We start from the raw sequence: 17,482 nt of genomic DNA on the forward strand, positions 1-17,482 counted from the left end.
AGTAACCACCGCGATAGATAATAAATTTGAGGGAAGGGTCAGTGATTCATATTGATCAAAAAACCCACACGCTTCAAGACGGTACAACAGTTATCGTCTTAGCACCGACAGGACGGTTGGACATCACTACAGCTTGGCAATTCCGCCTCAAGTTGCAAGAGTGTATTTCCAAACTTAGCCGCCATGTTGTAGTGAATCTTGGTCAGGTTAACTTTATCGATAGCTCTGGCCTGACCTCACTTGTAGCAGGTATGCGGGATGCGGATAAAGTTAAGGGAAGTTTCCGCATTTGCAATGTTCATCCCGAAGCCAAACTGGTGTTTGAAGTCACCATGATGGATTCTGTGTTTGAAATCTTTGAAACGGAAGAAGAAGCTCTAGAGGGGGTGCCGCGCGCAAGTTGACCACTCTCGCTTGCATCGGTTGCGGTGTAAGCGCAATTTAAGCTTGAGGCTCACAAAAAGCGCCGGAACCCTGCACAAGAACAGGAAGCAGGTAAATTATTGCCAGCTTCCTTATGCTTTCTTCCTTTCTTGAGAGGTTGAGAGGTTCACCAAAACACTAAAGTAGAAGAATAGGTCAAGGTAAAGTCTTGCCTTCTATCCTAGATAGCTATATTTTTCTTCCTAGTTTCTTGTTGCTTCTTGCTTCAAACCAATATCTCAGCAGCAAAATCCTGACGCTTGACAAATCTAAAAGGGCCCATTAAAGCTCCCCAGATAGCCTTGCCTGTGGTGGGGCTTATTCCTTTGTCGTAGCTGAGAAATTCCTCGCCTGCGGCTTCAAATCCCAAGTCTACTTGGTAATTTTGCCCCCCGTAGGCAAAGCCGCAGCGAGTGCCCTCCGGCAAAGATGCCCGAAATCGATAGCCGTTTGAGGCTAAATTTTGCACCGCAACCGAGAGGGTGCAGCCGGGAAGGAGTTGGATTTGCTCCTTCGTTAGCTTTCCAAGCAAGTCGGGGTTGCAACCGGCTCCTTTGACGGCTGTAATGTCGTTGAACATATAATACTGAGCTTCGATAAGTTCCGGCGCTATCTGTGAGTGCCTCAGTTGCACGATGCGAGGGCGGTATGGCTTGTCTAATTCCAGAATGTTGGCTTGTTCGGCAAACAGGGCAATGCTGGGTTCGGAAAATAAAGGAACGGGTAGTGGTCTTTGCCACATACGAAGGTGGACGTACCACGCCGGCTCTGCTAGCGCTTGTTCTCGGTTGTCAAATTCGCCCGCCATGTACTGGGCTAAAGCTATTAATTCAGGAGAAATTGTCATGTTTGTTTTTTGAGGATTAGGGATTGACAAGAAAAAGTTATTGTGATATGTAAAACCATATCAAGGCTGGGCAAGTCAGAAGATGAGATTTATGAGCGATCCCAGAAGAGCTATGATTGTAAAGATACTGGGTTTTTTCCCTCATATTGCGACATATTAATTGTTGCTGCCGATCGCGCGTAAAATATTTTTGATAAAATTTTGTCTCGCAATCCGGCGGCAACGCTTAAAAAACTGGCAAATTTTGTCAGCCCGATCGCCGAATTGACCCAGCCCAACAACGGATACCGTGCCACTTACTTAAGTCGTGGAAAGATAAAAATTTTAGACCAAAGTTCAAGCTCCCAGATTTATCTGTGGGGTAAATCTAAAATCTAAAATCTAAAATCTCAAATCGACTGACTCCCCCGACTTTACTCACGCCGCGCTGGCACGCCCGCTACGGCAAAATTATTTATCTATAAGACTCAGGTGAACAATAACCGTACTGTTTCAGATACTAAGCGAAGTTTCTATACGATTCACACTCGACCGATCAACTCAATTTACCGTCGAGTGGTGGAAGAGTTGATGGTAGAAATGCACTTGCTTTCGGCGAATGCCGATTTTCAATACGACCCGATTTATGCTTTGGGTGTAGTGACAGCTTTCGATCGATTCATGCTTGGGTACGCCCCAGAAGCAGACAGACTTTCGATTTTTAACGCTTTATGCAAGTCCCTAGAAGACGATCCAGAGCGCTACAAGCAAGACGCTCAGCGATTGGAAAGCTTGGCGGATAGACTTTCGGGCAAAGAGTTGCTCTCGTGGCTCGATCGCTCGACCAGCTTTGAAGATACAGCGGATTTGCAAGCGTCTTTAGGGGCGATCGCCAGCAACCCTCAATTTAAGTACAGCCGCTTGTTCGCGATCGGTTTGTTCTCGCTATTAGAAAAAGCTGACCCTAACTTGGTAAAAGACCAAGAAACGCGAAACGACGCGATCGCCAAAGTCAGTGCGGCCTTGCACCTGCCAGAAGACAAAGTTAGCAAAGATTTAGATTTGTACCGCAGCAATTTGGAAAAAATGGCCCAAGCACGAATAGTGCTTCAAGATGTCATCCAAGCGGAACGGAAAAAACGCGAAAAACGAGAGACAAAAGTTACCGCTGGTCCTTCGGCTGACTCTTCTGACAGCAGCAATTAATCGTTTAAAAGAAGTTCGGCAGCGGATTCGCTTTCTTCGGATGTAACTGATATCTTGCACCATTCTCAATTAGCCGTAGGGGCGGGTTCGCCAACAGCCTGAAAGCTTGCAAATAGGTTCTATAAACCCGCCCGACCCACGAAAAATCCTCTTATTGATATTGCTGCAAGATGTCAGATGTAACCGATGTCACGAACAAAGAAGAAGGAGTTTTTTATTTTTTACATAAAATAGAAAACTCTTAAATTTTAATTTTTTGTTTTTGAATTCTGGTTTCTGCCATCTGATGAATCTTGCTGGCTCAGAAACTAAAAATCCCGCTTTCTGAATGGAGCGGGATCGACTTAATCAAAATAGAGCTGTTGGATTGGTACTAAGGCTGGGGTTCAAAATTAGTGGCGTTAGCTTGCAGCCAAGTGCTTAGCTGTGAAAGAACTTCGTTTCCAGAAGACTTGCCCAAAGCTGTGGGGTTTGGGGTGTCGGGCCTGTCCAAGTTGCGGGCGATCGCTGCGTTGACTTCTTTGGAAATCAAATCGTGAAGTTGCTCTTTAGCCCTAGCCCTTTGAAAGTGAGCTCCCTCTTCAGTCGTAGCGTACAGAGGTGGCAGCCTATTTAAAGCATAAGCTGCAATATCTCCCACATCCAGACTCAGGTCGCTCGTCGCCTCAATTTCGGCCACCCTAGCGATCGCATCGCTGAGCACCAACTCTTCCATCACGTTGATGAACTGTTTGCGTGGCAGAACCACAACTTCGCCAGTCAACAAAGATCCCATCAGACGATCGAGAGCCATGTACTCTTCGATCGACAATTCCGAAGCCGTATTGCAGATCCGTCCCACCTCAGCTTCCATAGACGGCGTTAAATAGCCATCTTGCAAAGCCTGTTCAACAATTTTTTCAATACTCATATATGCGTCCCCGCTCAACGGCATCATCAATAAAGTTTTGTGAAGACGCGATTGTTAGCGTCTTGAGATTCGAGTTTTGAGAGTTGAGTTGAGAATTTTTATACAAATCCTAACTCAATACTGATAACCCATAAAGTTATCTGCACACCCCAGCACAAACTTACCCCATAATTGACTGATAAATCCGTCAAAACCTGTAAAAACTCCTACTCAACTCCCTGAAGCCGCCAAGGTACAGGATCGACGGCCTGCCCGTGCACGTAAAGTCCCCAATGCAGGTGAGGGCCTGTGGAAGCCCCCGTTGATCCCAGAGTACCAATTACTTGACCTGCTTTCACGACATCGCCTTCCTTGACATCAATCCGGGCCAGGTGCATCAAAATACTGGCTACCCCCTGGCCGTGGTCAATACCAACGACATTGCCGTGGATTTTGAACCCTTGGGATTCGCGTCCCACTAGAGACACGCGACCTGCTGCTGGTGCCACTACAGGGGAACCGTAAGCACCCGCGTAATCAACGCCGCGGTGGTAGTAGTCTTGAGCAAATACCCCATTATAATAACGTCGCACCCCGTAAATAGTAGTAATTTCGCCGGAGTTGGGGCGCAACAATTTGCCGTCCCAAAATTTTTCGGGTGTCACGAGTGCTTTAAATGCGTCTACGCGATCGAACTCCGCGTCTGTACCTTCGCTGTCTTTCCCAGGCGGTAGCCAGATGGATTGAGTAGGAAAATTTCGATCGCGCACTTGGAGACTCAAGTTCTGCACTTGTCCGTCACCTGCGACTTGGATTTGGCGAGCACCGGGTTTCTCTAGGGGCGTCGTCGGTAGCAGGGCCCGAAAGCGGCCGTTGCCGATCGGAAAAGCGGGGTAGTTTTTTTGCTGTAGAGAAACTGTTGGAGTTTCCCCGCCGTTACCGTCAACCTGAATCATTACTGACAGCGTATCTCCCAGTTGGGGATTTGTCGGCGTCACAACTACCTGCAAAGCTTGTACCGGCAGGGCAAAACTCAGAAAGCCAGCAACAATTCCCCCGATCGAACCAGCGGTTAGCTTGTTTGCTTTCAACTGCCCCCACCGCAAAATCCGACCCGTAATTATTTCCGTACTTAGCCCGCAGTTGTCTCGATTCACAGTCATTACCATCACTAGCAGTCCTTAACCTTTCTCTCGCTGATATATTTTTAACTATCTAGACTAACTCTAGCAATCCGCAATAAAAATTTCTGTAGTGCGGGGAGGAAAGCCCGCTTCAGCCAGACGCTCACACTACCGTTTCCACTACAAATTTAGGAGAACCCAAGTTTCAACAGAAACACTCTTCATGTCTAAGCGGATGGGATTATATTTTATCAGTCCTAGCTACTGTTACATAACTTTTAACAATTGCTATTAGTTATATTTCACGGCGCTACAACAAAATTATTTTTAATTCCTCTGCTGTTAAATCACTTCTTTCTTGGCAGTTTATTTTCGGATAACCTTGCTAAAACTCTCTAGTTATTGTAGCCTACTTTTGAGTAAATAGTATTAATTCCCAATTTTTCAATCTCACATCTAAAATGGTAGGAGATAAAAATTGAGAATTGCTATAATTTGATTACCTAAATTTACAGAGATTCAAAGGTAGCGGTGAAACCATCTAAGGTCAAGCATTCTTCCATAAATTCCTCTACATCGTTGACATTCTCAAGCTGATATTCCATGATGCGTTGACCATCACCTTTCATCTTTTTGGAAGAGGAAGGCGTGGCAGGATATTTGGCAGCGATCGCTTTGAAAGCTTTGGAATGGGTATCCCAGCTTTCAGCAGAACATTTTATGATTAAAAGCCACATGATTAAATTCCTCCTTGGGTTTGGTTTACTAATAGTCTAACACGAGTAAAACTTAGAGCGATAGTGCCGAAAAATCAAGGGATTCTGTTGTTTTGAAAAAAGCTAAAAGCCGAGCGACTATGTGAGCAACACCACCCTTAACATTAGACTCAACATTCAAAGGCATCACCGGATCGTGGAGTGATAAGCGTAACAGAAACCAGCCAGATTCGCTAGGTGACGTGCAGGAAATTCGCAAACCTTCGTAGTTATTGGGAACTATTTTCCAGTCTGCTTGGGTTGAGACAAATTGTTGCAGTTGTTCAATAACGCGAGATCCGTGAGCCTTGAAATCCTCCACACCAATTTTAATCCGAAATTCGGCACTTTCTTCTGGTTCTTTTAAATTCGCAATTAAATCTGGCAAAGATTGGTTTGCTAGCTTTGACTTAGCCAATTCAATCAATAATTTGCTGACCAAATAAGCGCCATCATCCAGAAAGTAATTTTCTTTCAAAGCTCCATGTCCAGAGGTTTCAATCGCCAGCCATGATTCCTGTCCGGCTTCATTGAGGCGAATCGACTCGTCAATCACATTTTTGTAGCCGCGTTTAAAGCGATGGTGAATTCCTTTTAAATCTTGTTCGATGAATTGTGTCAAGCCATCGGAGGTGATAGAATCGGTGACAATGGTAGAGCCTGGGTGTTCTTGTAATATAATGGCAGAAATCAAGGCAATTAAGCGATTGCGATTGAGTTCCTTGCCAACTTGATCGACGGCCGCACTGCGATCGACATCGGTATCAAAAATAATCCCAAAATCAGCTTGATTTTCAATTACCGCTTGACAAATTGACTGCATTGCCTGTTTATCTTCGGGATTTGGCACATGATTGGGGAAAGTACCATCGGGTTCTAAAAACTGACTGCCCGTAGTGTCTGCACCTAAAGGTTTTAAGACTTTATCAACATAAAAACCACCAGCACCGTTGCCCGCATCCACAACAATTTTTAGTCCTGTTAGTGGCTGCTCAAAATTATCGGGGTGATTGACTGCTTCCCGGATTTTTGTGACAAATTGGTTAGCATAAACAGAGATAAAATCATGCTTTGTAATCTTACCGGGCGATGCGGCTGGCTGGAATTTATTGCTTTGCGCTATTCCTAAGATATCTGTAATATCCTGTTTTTGTAACCCACCTTGGGCGGTGAAAAACTTTAAGCCGTTGCGATTAAAGGGCAAATGGCTAGCAGTGAGCATAATTGCGCCGTCGCAATCAAAACCAGGGGTAATGGTACTCATAAACATGGCGGGGGTTGAGGCCATGTCAAAGTCGTACACTGTTGCCCCAACTGAGGTGATTCCCTCCATGACAGCTTGCATTAAGGTTGGCCCTGATAGGCGACTGTCACGCCCGATCGCGATCGTTAATTCTGCCGCTGGTTTCTTGACTTTTTGCACCAGCCAACTGACAAATGATTTACCTAAGATTGTCGCAATTTCGGGGGTGAGGTTGACTTTTTCATTGGGAACGCCTTCGAGGGCGATACCGCGAATGTCTGAGCCATTTTGAAGTTTTGTCCAGTTGAAGTTTTGCATAATAATTGATGGTAAGTAAAAAGATATGAGTGTGCGGTTGAAACCGATTATACAAACTTTCGTTTGCGGCCCGTTCGAGTGAGCGCTAAACGAATGTCTTTCGCGCACTAAGAAATAAACAGGGGAGAAATTTGGGATTTGGTATTATTAGTCATTACGGTGACAGAGTTTTTCAATTCAATCAGCTAATCGGCATTTAAGTTGTATTTAAACAAACAATCCCAGTCTGGTGGGTGGGATTTGAGCAACGCCCCAAATATCCAATTGAAATGTTGACCCGCTTACTGGGAATTTTTGCCCCATCACCGCTAAGCTTAAGTTCTAATTCCTTAGTTGCGTTCAACGCTGTAAATTGCCTGCAAGCGGAACTCACCATTCGGGGGAACTTCCACAATATCTGTAGCTGCATTGGTCGTTTCTACGCAGAGGAAACGCTGATAATCTGCATCATCAAGGTCGGCCATATTTGCAGAAATTGTCACCCAGGGATTCCACACTACGGCGGATTTACTACCAGATGATTTAATGCGAATCCGACGATTGAGGGCGCTATCGTCAATGACTAATTCATTGGTGACATCGAGATAAATGCGATCGACTTCACCTGTTACTACCACTGCACCCACTTGAGTCTTTTCCACCCCACCATCCGCTTTATCAAGATATTGGCTATTTTCTAAACCTAAAACCTGCACGCGGTTGATATCCCCGACTTGGAAATAGGTGTGGAAAGCTTGGGTGAGGGGAAATGCTTTGTCGCCTAGATTGCGGGTGATTAATTCTACAGTGAGGCTGGTGCCGATCGTAATCTCGATCGCCAGTTCAAAAGCTTGGGGCCAAATTCCTCTAGTTTCATCGCTATCCTTGAGTCCGAGAGTGACTTTAGTTGCACCATCGGGGGTTGTGGCGGTTTCTAGCACATTCCAGAGGCGATTCCGCACAAACCCATGACTTGGACGCCCCAAGGCTTCGGGATCTGGGCCAAACCAGGGCCAACAGATGGGTATACCGCCTTTGATGGCTTTCCCTTCTGCGTAGTAGGCTTTGTCGCTGACGAACATCAAGTCTGTGGTTTCGGTGGCTGGTTGAAAGGAGAGCACTTGACCGGAATACACAGAAATTAAGGCTTTGGCTTGACCGTTGTCGATGTGAATCATCGGGAAACCACCGTTTCCGGTGGCGAAGGTGAGGTTCCCGGCTATGCCGTAGTCTGCGTTTAATTGGTCAATACTCATCAGAAATATGGGTTTGAAACCCCGTCCTTTTAGGACGGCTTTACATTGGATGGGAGGGGGAGGAATTCTCCCCCGATGAATGCTTGTTACCGCCTTGGATATACTAACGACGTTCGACGTTTTGTATTCGCCTTTAACCCGGACAGTTACGGATCGAGTGCTTTCTACCTGTACGCATAACAAGTGGCGGTAAGCCCGTGTGTGTATATCCCTTCGCCACTGATATCCCTTGAGGTTACAGACTAGGGAGGCATCCAGTAACATCGTTCGGTGTACCACCACCAGATAATTCAGTTTGTCTCAAAGACGCAGGCTAGACACTGTTTTAGTCTCAAATTAAGAAGGTGGTGAGTCTTCCTCTTTCAAGCCCCATGCCTTTAGGCTGGGGTTAGTGACGCTGTTGGCTTGGTGAATTGCTTTACAATTATCCGATATTATGGTTACTAGATTGATTAGATTGTTGAGTTTGACCTGCGAGGGTGCGATCGACACAACGATGCAGTCAGAGAAACCGATAGCGAGTCCCCACACATCGCGAGGGGATGTGCATCGAACCCACCGGCACACCTTGCTGATTTCTCGGATGGCCAAGCTAATGCAGCACTTCATCAAAAGACGGCGCAGCCGCAAAACTCCGCATCTGGCTTGATTCGTTGTATAGCCCGGAAACCCTTGTGGTGTCGCCCACAGCCTCCCTCGCTAAAATTTGTCTTCGTAGAGTCTGGCGCCAGGGGATTAATGTAATGGGTAATAACTGTCATGGTACAAGCGCACTCAAACATTTGAGGTAATCTCATCTTTTCTGTGCGCTTAAGTTTTGTTATGCTGAGCCAGAATCGGGTTTTTTCAAATATATACGTTCCATATCCCGTGTATTTAAATATAACGAAATTTTATTTAAATGCAGTTTAACTGCCACATCCTTAAGGATTTGTTTAATGGCCTGACTTTTGCTCACAACGCCCAAATTATAAAATAGCCTGTCGAGTGTTAGCGATCGCCCCACATAATCTGTTTTAAGCACGGTAAATCCTGCCTTAGTTGCAAGTTTTTCTAGCGTGGTGGTCGTAAAAAAGTAAATATGTCCGTCGCAACTGAGACTTCTTTCTCTTTTACCCAATAATTTGAAAACCAATGTATCGTAGCGGGGGGTTTCCATCACGAATATCCCACCCGGCTTCAAGATCCGATAAACTTCTTTCAACGTACTGCAAGGATCGGATACGTGTTCGATCACGTGCATCATCAATACAGCGTCTGCCGATCGATCTTCTAGTTCAGCTTTTTCTAATATGGTTGGGATGATTTCGATTCCAAACTCCGATTCTGCATATCTGCACATACCCACATTAGGTTCAAGCCCAACTACATTCCACCCATCTTGCTTAAAGAAGTTTAACAAATACCCCAAGCCACTTCCCACTTCAATTAACTTACCTTTATTGGGATAATGTTTGTGAAGAAAAGCTCTGGTTTTTTCATAATCTTTTACCTGCAGTGCTTCTTTTTCCAGTCTCTGCGAATCTTGGTTAACTATCGCAGATAATACAAACTCTGGATCGTAGTTTTCTATTAATACACTATCTACTTCTGTGCTTCTCGGATTAGCATACATCAATCCACAGGCTTTACAATTGACAATTTGATTTACCTGGGCTACTCCCTGCTCAAATCTCACAGTATAGTCATTACTACCGCACAAATTGCATGCAACGTATGTCATAGCTTTGATTTCTTTTACTTTGTTCAACTGAGTTCGGCATTGATTCTAACATATTCACCTGTGGGCAGCCACAAGTGTTTATTTTTGTTACACAAGTTTACATGATTCTCGCTATTCCTGCTACACACTCTAAATTTATTATCCGCAAAAATTAGTTTATTAAACCAATATTTATTGTTAATTAGGAATGAGAATTAAATAACTTAGAATGCGTGATGCTTCTTGTGGGATGGGCGTCCCGCCCGCCATTTCTGGACGGGCGGGACGCCCATCCCACTGTCAAGAGTGTAAATTATTTAATTCGCGATCCTTAGTTCACACACAACAGCTTGAATATAGCGGAATTTATAGAATATCTTTTTTCACCCATGCCTTTTATAGTCTCCATAAAATATAAAATATAAAATAGTATAAACATAAACATAAATCTCAATTTAATTTATTGTATAATTGGGTGATTATCAATACTCCGGACAGTTTTTAAAGAGGGATGCGATGGCTTCGGCAAGCAACGCTTACGCAATAAATCACAGAAGCGAAAAAAGTGAGTGCAATCTGAACCCAAAATGAACAGAAAAAAAGGCGCTCTTTTAGGTTAAGCTATAAAAACACACAAGCTTAACAGATTGCCTTATGAAGATTATTGAATCCATCTTACAACAAATGCCAGGGATTAGTCAACCCCAAAAGAAGTTTTTAATCACTTTATTCTCAACTATTTTGCTTGTTTATGGCAAGGTCAACTTCACCAATCTCAGTCGTTATAGTTGTTTGAGCGAAAAAACCTACCGTCGTCACTTTCTCAAAAGCTTTAATTTTCCACAATTTAATCAATATTTCCTCGAATCTGCCTTAAATCCTGAACACACAGTCATTGCCGTTATCGATTGTTCTTTTTTAAAAAAAAGTGGCAAAAAAACTGACGGTAAGGGTTATTTTTATAATGGTGTAGCGGGGAAATCGGAACAGGGGTTGGAAATTTCTGTAATTTCTATTGTCGAAATTGAGAGTCGTTTATCTTATAGCTTAAGCGTACAACAAACTCCATCACGCCCTCAAATAAAGAAGGTGAAAAAACTGCCACAAAAACCGAAGAATAGCGGGTCAAAAAAATCTCGCAAAAAACAGGAGTCTCAAAGCTCAACGCCTGACATCACAAGAGTTGATGACTATGCACAACATCTAAAGAATACTCGTTATTTCTTCCCAAATTCTGTACGTCCAAATGGTCGCTGATGGCTATTACTACCGCTCTAAATTCTGGGATGCTGTGCGGGAGTTGAATTTAGACTTTATTGGCAAGTTAAGAGTTGATGCTAACCTACGCTATCTTTATACAGGTGAACAAAAGAAACTGGGAGCTCCACGTAAATATGATCGCACAAGTTGACTGCCATGATTTGAGCCGTCTTAATTTTGTTAAAGACCTAAAACCGGGAGTTTCATTATATACATTGGTGGTGTGGAGTTGTTGTTTAAATTGCCAAATTAGGTTGGCTTGTATCTCTGAGGTTCAACCCAACGGAGAAATTAAAAATGCTTTATTATTTAGCACTGATATTCACTTACCGCCTGAGCAAATTGTTGAATATTATCAGGCTCGTTTCCAGATTGAATTTATTTTTCGTGATGCCAAGCAATTTACGGGATTGTCGGATTGTCAAGCTCGTCATTTACCACGGCTTGATTTTCATTTTAATGCCAGTCTAATTGCCTTAAATTTAGCAAAACATGAACTCTCTAGTTGTCATTCATCTGCCAAGTCGTTTGTGTTTTCAATGGCTTCTTATAAACGGCTGGAATTCAATAAGCATCTACTTTGTACCTTTATTGATAAGTTAGATTTAGACCCGGATTTGATTTTAAACCATCCTAATCTTCCTTCAGTCTTGTCTTATGGTACTTTGGCTGCTTAAAAACTGTCCGGAGTATTGATTATTATAGCAATCCTAAATCATTCAGGTACATTTGTAGGGGTAGTGCTACCCCTACTCCCCGTGCCTACCCCCTATCTATCGGGGCAACCGGGCGTGGGATTGCCCGTACAATAATTAGGCGAATGATTTAGGGTGGCTATATATCTAAAATAAGTGCGTTATTAAAAACAATTACAGCAGTTGTATTGCCCATGTTTTTCGATGTATCTCTCCGATTTCTTCATTGTTATTGCGTGATAGCCGGATGCAGCAAAGTTGCTTGCTAATCGATACTCAGTTTTATTACAGCATATTCGGTGATTGATGAAATACAGTAGCCGCTATATTTATTCGGCAACATCGGTGACTCGATAGGCAACTGTGCCACCTGTTTTTTCGATTGCAGCAACTAAGTCCTTGAGTCTATCTTCGCGGCGGGCAGCAAGCATGAGTTTGGCTCCGCTGGCGGCTAAACGATGAGCGGTGGCTTCACCTAAACCGCTACTTGCTCCAGTAATGATGACCACCTTGTTTTGAATCTCAGACATATTCACTCCTGTTAATTGATTAAATCGGCTCACCTAAAATCGATCGCAAATCCGCTTAATTACCAAGCGCGATCGTATTGAATTGGAGCAGGCACCGATTGACGTAGTTGCTTCGCAGCCCGCATCGGCCAATAAGGATCGCGCAGCATTTCTCTAGCAAGTAATACCATATCTGTTTGACCTGACAGTTAGGGAGTCGATCGCCTCTAGGGCAGTATTTACAGGTGCGACGCCAGCTTTGTCAAACTTGCATCCCGAATGGGCAAGTCATTTTGAGGTATCAAGATTAAACCAAATTACTTGTCTAAAACCTAAATTTTTATTGTTAGCAAAACCGGGGATTACTATAAAAAAATACAAAAGTGCCTGAGTAATTATCCAGTAGATAGGGTAAATCTGCAAGCAGGGCTTGCATAAATAAAAACAATTTTAACTAATCCTTTTTACCATTCGCCGATCGGTGAACCTACACCATGAGAAAACCGCTCAATACAAAAAAGTAATCAACACCGCTCCACCCAGCCTGAAATAAATTAAAAAAAGTAACTTGATTTAATCTCACCGCGCTCATCTCGTTGAGGTGAAACATTACCACTAATACCCCCACAATCCCTCGATCAACTTGCCAGAGGTTAAGCTTTTTGTGAGAAGTTGAACTCTGTGCAATGAAAAAATACCTTAGTCGAGGGTGGCCGTTGTGCTTGTTCCTCAACTACTGTCAACTCACTAAACATAGTCAACACATTAGACACTATAATATAACTTTATACTTTTTTCATAAAGTTGTGCAAGAAGACTTCCGACTGATCGTTGACTTAGTTCTAGTTCTCGCTGCTGCCGCAGCAGGAGGACTCTTTGCATCGCTATTGCGACAGCCGGTAATTCTCGGCTATCTCCTGGGAGGGATCGTAGTTGGGCCGGCCGGTTTGGGGCTGATTAAAGAATTAATTCAGGTAGACACCCTGGCGGAATTCGGGGTTGCTTTTCTGTTATTTGCCTTGGGAGTGGAATTTTCTTTCGCCGAACTCCAGAAAGTAAAAGCCATTAGTTTGGGCGGAGGGGGCTTGCAAATTGTGCTGACGATCGCCATTACTACTGCAATTTCCTTGGCTGTAGGCTGGGTAGAATCGCCCGCCCAAGGCGTGTTTTTAGGATCGATTCTGTCACTTTCCTCTACCGCAGTCGTACTGAAATGCTTGATGGAACGCAATGAATCCGGTACTTCCCACGGTCAAGTCATGCTGGGAATATTAGTAGTTCAAGATTTGGCTTTGGGGCTAATGTTAGCAGTTTTGCCGGCACTCAATCAGCCAGCAGAAGAGATCGGCATGACGGTAGCGTGGGCCCTGCTGCGGATCGGGTTATTTGCGATCGGTGCTGTAGTCGCGGGCATTTGGATGGTACCGCAGTTGCTGCGCTATTTGGCGAAAACAGAAAGTCGGGAACTGTTTTTGCTGGGAGTTGTGGTGTTGGCTTTAGGGATTGCGCTGCTGACAGAATATTTGGGTTTTTCGATCGAGATGGGCGCATTTGTGGCGGGTTTAATGATTTCGGAGGTGGAATATGCTGACCAAACTCTAACTTATGTCGAGCCTTTGCGAGATATTTTTGCATCCTTATTTTTTGTCACCATCGGAATGTTAATTGACCCGATGTTTCTGTGGAACCATCTAGAAGTAATTCTGGGACTGGTATTTATAGTATTTGTCGGCAAATTCTTGATTATAACGCCGATCGTCCGACTATTTGGCTATCCGCTAAAAACAGCATTAATCACAGGTTTGGGCTTAGCTCAAATAGGAGAATTCTCCTTTGTACTCGCTAGTGCCGGCCAAGCTATGGGGCTGGTTTCGCGCAACGTTTACCTGTTAATTTTAGGCACGACAGCAGTCACCCTCGTGCTAACTCCGTTTGTGTTGAGAAGCGTTCCCCAGTTATTGAAATGGGCGGAAAATTTCGGGCCTTTGCAGCGCTATTTTGACGAAACATCTCAACCTGTGGCAATAGCTGAAAGTTTGCCGGAACAAAATTATGTTGTGGTTTGCGGCTACGGGCGAGTCGGCAGAATTTTAGTCAAAATGCTGCAAAGCCGCAACTGTTCTGTTGTGGTGATCGATGAGTCAGAAAGTAGAATTCAAGATTGCAGAATGCAAGGAATTCCTTACATTTACGGGAATGCTGCCAGTTGGCACGTATTGGAAGCCGCGCGGGTGGAACGGGCAAAAGCAATGGCGATCGCCCTTCCCGATCCCATGAGCACTCGCTTGTGTCTGAAGCGGGCTTTAGAATTAGTCCCGGATTTGGATATTGTGGTGTGCGCGAACCAAGATAAAGACATCGAACTGCTTTATCAATTGGGGGCCTGGGAAGTTGTGCAGCCGGAGTTTGAGGCCAGTTTAGAACTGTCTTCCCACTTGCTGGCTGGCATGGGACTTTCGGCAATGGCGATCGGGCGGGATGTGCAGCAAATTCGCAGCAGCCGCTATCTGGAATTGCGGCCACCGCGCGAACCTTTGGCGATTTCGCGGGATTTGAAAGTGGCGGTTCGAGATATGAACAGCGAGTGGTACAACTTGCCGTCGGGTTCTCCCATCGCCAGCATGACTCTGGAAGAAACTAACCTGCGCCAGTTGACAGGGGTTAGCGTGATGGCGATCGTCCGCGAGAATGGCGAGGAAATTGATTATCCTAACGGCAAGACAGCTTTGCAGCCGGGCGATCGACTTTTTGTAGTGGGAGAACCGGAAGAACTCATCAGTTTTGAGTTGCTGGCGAAGGGGGAAGTTGCAGTCCCGCAGGGGGACAGTTCTTGCCAGTGGCTGAGACTGCCAGCAAACAGCCCTTGGGCGGGCCAAAAACTGTCAGAGGTAGATGTGCTGACGCAGTACGGGGTGCAGGTGCGGGCTATCCGCCGGGAAGGGAAATTTACTCGCTGGCCCGACGGAAGTAGCAATTTGCAAGAAGGCGATCGTTTGCTGCTGTGTGGCGGCTTTTACGAGCTCGGCTTGATGCAGCGGACGGCCTCACCGCGGGTGCCACAACCAGCTTTAAAGCTGCCTTTGGTCAAGGCCCAAGTCATCGAAAAGCTGTTTAGCGATTAGGGAAGTTCGGCAACGGATTCGCTCGACGGATGTAACGGATGTAACGGATGTAACGGAGGTCAGGAAGACCGAAGTTGGAAGAGGTTCGAGGGAAGAGGGAAGATTTTTCCCCTCTCCCACTCTCCCAATCTCCCAATCTCCCCCTCTCCCTGTCTCCCCCTCTCCCACTCTCTCTGTCTCCTCAGCCGTTGGGTTTGAGATAAGCAATTGCTGGTCGCGAGATCAGAATTTGTGTTTCTGATGGATCGAGGAGGCAAATGCAGCTATTATCCTGCCAAAAAATTCTGCCAGCTACTAAGTCGCCGGTCAGGAGTTTGATTTCCACCTGTTGTTTGTCTTTGATGTAGCTTTGTATTAAGCGAACGCTGGGCAATCCGGTTTCAAATTCAGACATAGTTCAGAAAATTATAGTCAAATATTACCTTAAACCATATTCTTCTGTTTATACCGTTTAACCCTTACTGCCGCAACTACAAGGGTGTCTCCCCGATGACGGAGAAACCCCTTGGCGGTTACTTTTATACCGATATTCATTCAGCCATTGACATCAGCATTAATTATACGAATTCTCCAAAATATTGCAACAATTACAGCACTTTCCAGGTAAGTGAAGTACAGAGAAACCGGGTTTCTTGAATAAAACCGGTTTCTGGCGAGAAATCCAGAAGAAACCCGGTTTCTGGGGTGTACTTTATAAACCTGGAATCCGCTGTATTAGTTTGTGGTTGGTTTACGATCGCGCTTCAGCTAAGGTGCGTCGCTTGGAGATGGTCGCTCTTTTTTAGAATTTAATGGTGGCGACGCACCCTACAGCTACTGTTGCATGACTTTTGAGAATTAGTATTAAATATCGCTGGGGAGTTATAAATATTATATTTGTTTATGTTGCACGAGAAAGGACTATAAATTGCATAAAGTTTTATAATACTGAGAAATGGGTAATTTGGTCCGCAAATTATCTAATCAGTTTTAACCAAAAGAGGTTTGTTTTTATGCCGATCGAGTTTGCGAAGTATCACGGACTGGGAAATGATTTTATTCTGATTGACAACCGCCACTCGTCAGAACCGGTGATCGCGCCAGAACAAGCTGTGGATTTGTGCGATCGACATTTCGGGATTGGTGCAGACGGTGTGATATTTGCTCTTCCGGGTCAAAATGACACTGACTATACGATGCGGATTTTTAACTCCGACGGTTCGGAACCAGAAATGTGCGGCAACGGGATTCGCTGTTTGGCTAAGTTTATCGCGGATTTGGACGGGTCAGAGGCGAAAACTCAGTACCGCATCCACACTCTGGCTGGTGTGATTAGCCCGGAATTGCGATCGGACGGTCAGGTTAAGGTGGATATGGGGGTTCCCCGGCTACTGGCTGCGGAAATTCCGACAACTTTGGCTGCATCGGATGCCAAAGCTATAGATGTGCCGATCGAAGTTGCTGATAAATCTTGGTCTGTTACCTGCGTCAGTATGGGCAATCCTCACTGTATTACTTTTGTAGAGGATGTTGCGGCTGTTGCTTTAGAAACTGTCGGGCCTCAATTCGAGCACAACAAAGCATTCCCGCAGCGTACCAATACGGAATTTATTCAAGTGGTACGTTCAGACTATGTAAAAATGCGGGTGTGGGAAAGAGGCGCGGGTGTTACTCTAGCTTGTGGGACTGGTGCTTGTGCTGCTGTGGTAGCTGGGGTGTTGGTAGGAAAGTGCGATCGGGCAACTGCTGTTGAGCTCCCCGGCGGCGTTTTGGAAATCGAATGGGCAGAAGTTTCTGGGCGCATTTACATGACCGGGCCGGCACAGCGAGTATTTACTGGTTGTATGAGTGATTAGTCATTAGTTATTAGTCATTAGTTATTAGTCATCAGTCACTGGTCAGAAGGGATTTTTTGTTGAATTAACAAGCAATAAAAATTATTGACTTCAAAATTTTTATTGAATTCTGACCAATGCCTTCCGCCTTCACAAATCATTGGCTGCGGACTGAAGACTGAAGGCTAATAACTAAGCCGGAAATCTCAAATCTCAAATCTCAAATCTAAAATTAAGTAGGTGGGCTGGCAGGGCTGGAGGTATTTATCTGATTCAGGACGACAACAGGCTGGTAGAAATGATGGAACAGCCCTACGACTCGGAAGACCAGTTACAAGACTTGCTAGTAACTTATCCTAAT

Annotated in this window: 15 protein-coding genes; 6 read left to right on the forward strand and 9 right to left on the reverse strand. The window is 44.8% G+C overall.

What is annotated here, in order from left to right; genetic code table 11:
• Positions 1-41: 41 nt before the first annotated feature.
• Positions 42-404, forward strand: a complete 363-nt coding sequence (locus QUB51_RS02530) for an STAS domain-containing protein (RefSeq protein WP_006631392.1) — start codon at positions 42-44, stop codon at positions 402-404.
• Positions 405-649: 245 nt separating this feature from the next.
• Here QUB51_RS02530 and QUB51_RS02535 read toward each other — a convergent pair whose 3' ends face one another.
• A complete protein-coding gene (locus QUB51_RS02535; protein WP_333057244.1) occupies positions 650-1,270 on the reverse strand; it encodes a chromophore lyase CpcT/CpeT in 621 nt (206 codons plus the stop codon).
• Between the two features lie 471 nt (positions 1,271-1,741).
• Between QUB51_RS02535 and psb29 the strand changes: the two genes are divergently transcribed.
• Positions 1,742-2,455 carry a photosystem II biogenesis protein Psp29 gene (gene psb29 / locus QUB51_RS02540; RefSeq protein WP_333057246.1) on the forward strand — a complete coding sequence of 238 codons (714 nt, stop codon included), beginning with the start codon at positions 1,742-1,744 and terminating at the stop codon, positions 2,453-2,455.
• A 373-nt stretch (positions 2,456-2,828) separates the two neighbouring features.
• On the opposite strand, the gene QUB51_RS02545 is transcribed toward psb29, so the two are convergent.
• From QUB51_RS02545 to QUB51_RS02570, 6 genes are all read right to left on the reverse strand, one after another.
• On the reverse strand, positions 2,829-3,365 hold the full coding sequence (locus QUB51_RS02545; protein ID WP_006631395.1) for a late competence development ComFB family protein: 537 nt from the start codon (positions 3,363-3,365) through the stop codon (positions 2,829-2,831).
• 206 nt (positions 3,366-3,571) lie between these two features.
• On the reverse strand, positions 3,572-4,513 hold the full coding sequence (locus tag QUB51_RS02550; RefSeq protein WP_333057250.1) for a M23 family metallopeptidase: 942 nt from the start codon (positions 4,511-4,513) through the stop codon (positions 3,572-3,574).
• A 464-nt stretch (positions 4,514-4,977) separates the two neighbouring features.
• Positions 4,978-5,205 carry a hypothetical protein gene (locus QUB51_RS02555; protein ID WP_333057248.1) on the reverse strand — a complete coding sequence of 76 codons (228 nt, stop codon included), beginning with the start codon at positions 5,203-5,205 and terminating at the stop codon, positions 4,978-4,980.
• A gap of 52 nt (positions 5,206-5,257) precedes the next feature.
• Positions 5,258-6,784, reverse strand: coding sequence for a phosphomannomutase/phosphoglucomutase (locus QUB51_RS02560; RefSeq protein ID WP_333263807.1), 1,527 nt, complete (start codon positions 6,782-6,784; stop codon positions 5,258-5,260).
• A gap of 329 nt (positions 6,785-7,113) precedes the next feature.
• Positions 7,114-8,019, reverse strand: coding sequence for a D-hexose-6-phosphate mutarotase (locus QUB51_RS02565; protein ID WP_333263810.1), 906 nt, complete (start codon positions 8,017-8,019; stop codon positions 7,114-7,116).
• Positions 8,020-8,839: 820 nt separating this feature from the next.
• Positions 8,840-9,769 (reverse strand): class I SAM-dependent methyltransferase, encoded by a 930-nt coding sequence (locus tag QUB51_RS02570; RefSeq protein WP_333058640.1) that lies wholly within the window; start codon positions 9,767-9,769, stop codon positions 8,840-8,842.
• A 606-nt stretch (positions 9,770-10,375) separates the two neighbouring features.
• On the opposite strand from QUB51_RS02570, the gene QUB51_RS02575 reads away from it, so the two are divergent.
• Positions 10,376-10,978, forward strand: coding sequence for a hypothetical protein (locus QUB51_RS02575; protein ID WP_333263813.1), 603 nt, complete (start codon positions 10,376-10,378; stop codon positions 10,976-10,978).
• Positions 10,979-11,115: 137 nt separating this feature from the next.
• Positions 11,116-11,658: a transposase gene (locus QUB51_RS02580; protein ID WP_333263816.1), complete on the forward strand. Its 543-nt coding sequence runs from the start codon at positions 11,116-11,118 to the stop codon at positions 11,656-11,658.
• A gap of 347 nt (positions 11,659-12,005) precedes the next feature.
• Here QUB51_RS02580 and QUB51_RS02585 read toward each other — a convergent pair whose 3' ends face one another.
• Positions 12,006-12,206, reverse strand: coding sequence for an SDR family NAD(P)-dependent oxidoreductase (locus QUB51_RS02585; RefSeq protein ID WP_445243063.1), 201 nt, complete (start codon positions 12,204-12,206; stop codon positions 12,006-12,008).
• Between the two features lie 785 nt (positions 12,207-12,991).
• On the opposite strand from QUB51_RS02585, the gene QUB51_RS02590 reads away from it, so the two are divergent.
• The gene (locus QUB51_RS02590; protein ID WP_333263819.1) at positions 12,992-15,307 is read left to right on the forward strand and encodes a cation:proton antiporter; all 2,316 of its coding nucleotides are present in this window, start codon (positions 12,992-12,994) and stop codon (positions 15,305-15,307) included.
• Positions 15,308-15,488: 181 nt separating this feature from the next.
• On the opposite strand, the gene QUB51_RS02595 is transcribed toward QUB51_RS02590, so the two are convergent.
• Complete coding sequence (locus QUB51_RS02595; RefSeq protein ID WP_333057289.1) at positions 15,489-15,701, reverse strand: Hfq-related RNA-binding protein; 213 nt, start codon at positions 15,699-15,701, stop codon at positions 15,489-15,491.
• Positions 15,702-16,299: 598 nt separating this feature from the next.
• Between QUB51_RS02595 and dapF the strand changes: the two genes are divergently transcribed.
• The gene (dapF, locus tag QUB51_RS02600; protein ID WP_333057288.1) at positions 16,300-17,142 is read left to right on the forward strand and encodes a diaminopimelate epimerase; all 843 of its coding nucleotides are present in this window, start codon (positions 16,300-16,302) and stop codon (positions 17,140-17,142) included.
• Positions 17,143-17,482: the final 340 nt, after the last annotated feature.

This window comes from Microcoleus sp. AT8-A3 (genome assembly GCF_036705675.1).
GTDB lineage: Bacteria > Cyanobacteriota > Cyanobacteriia > Cyanobacteriales > Microcoleaceae > Microcoleus.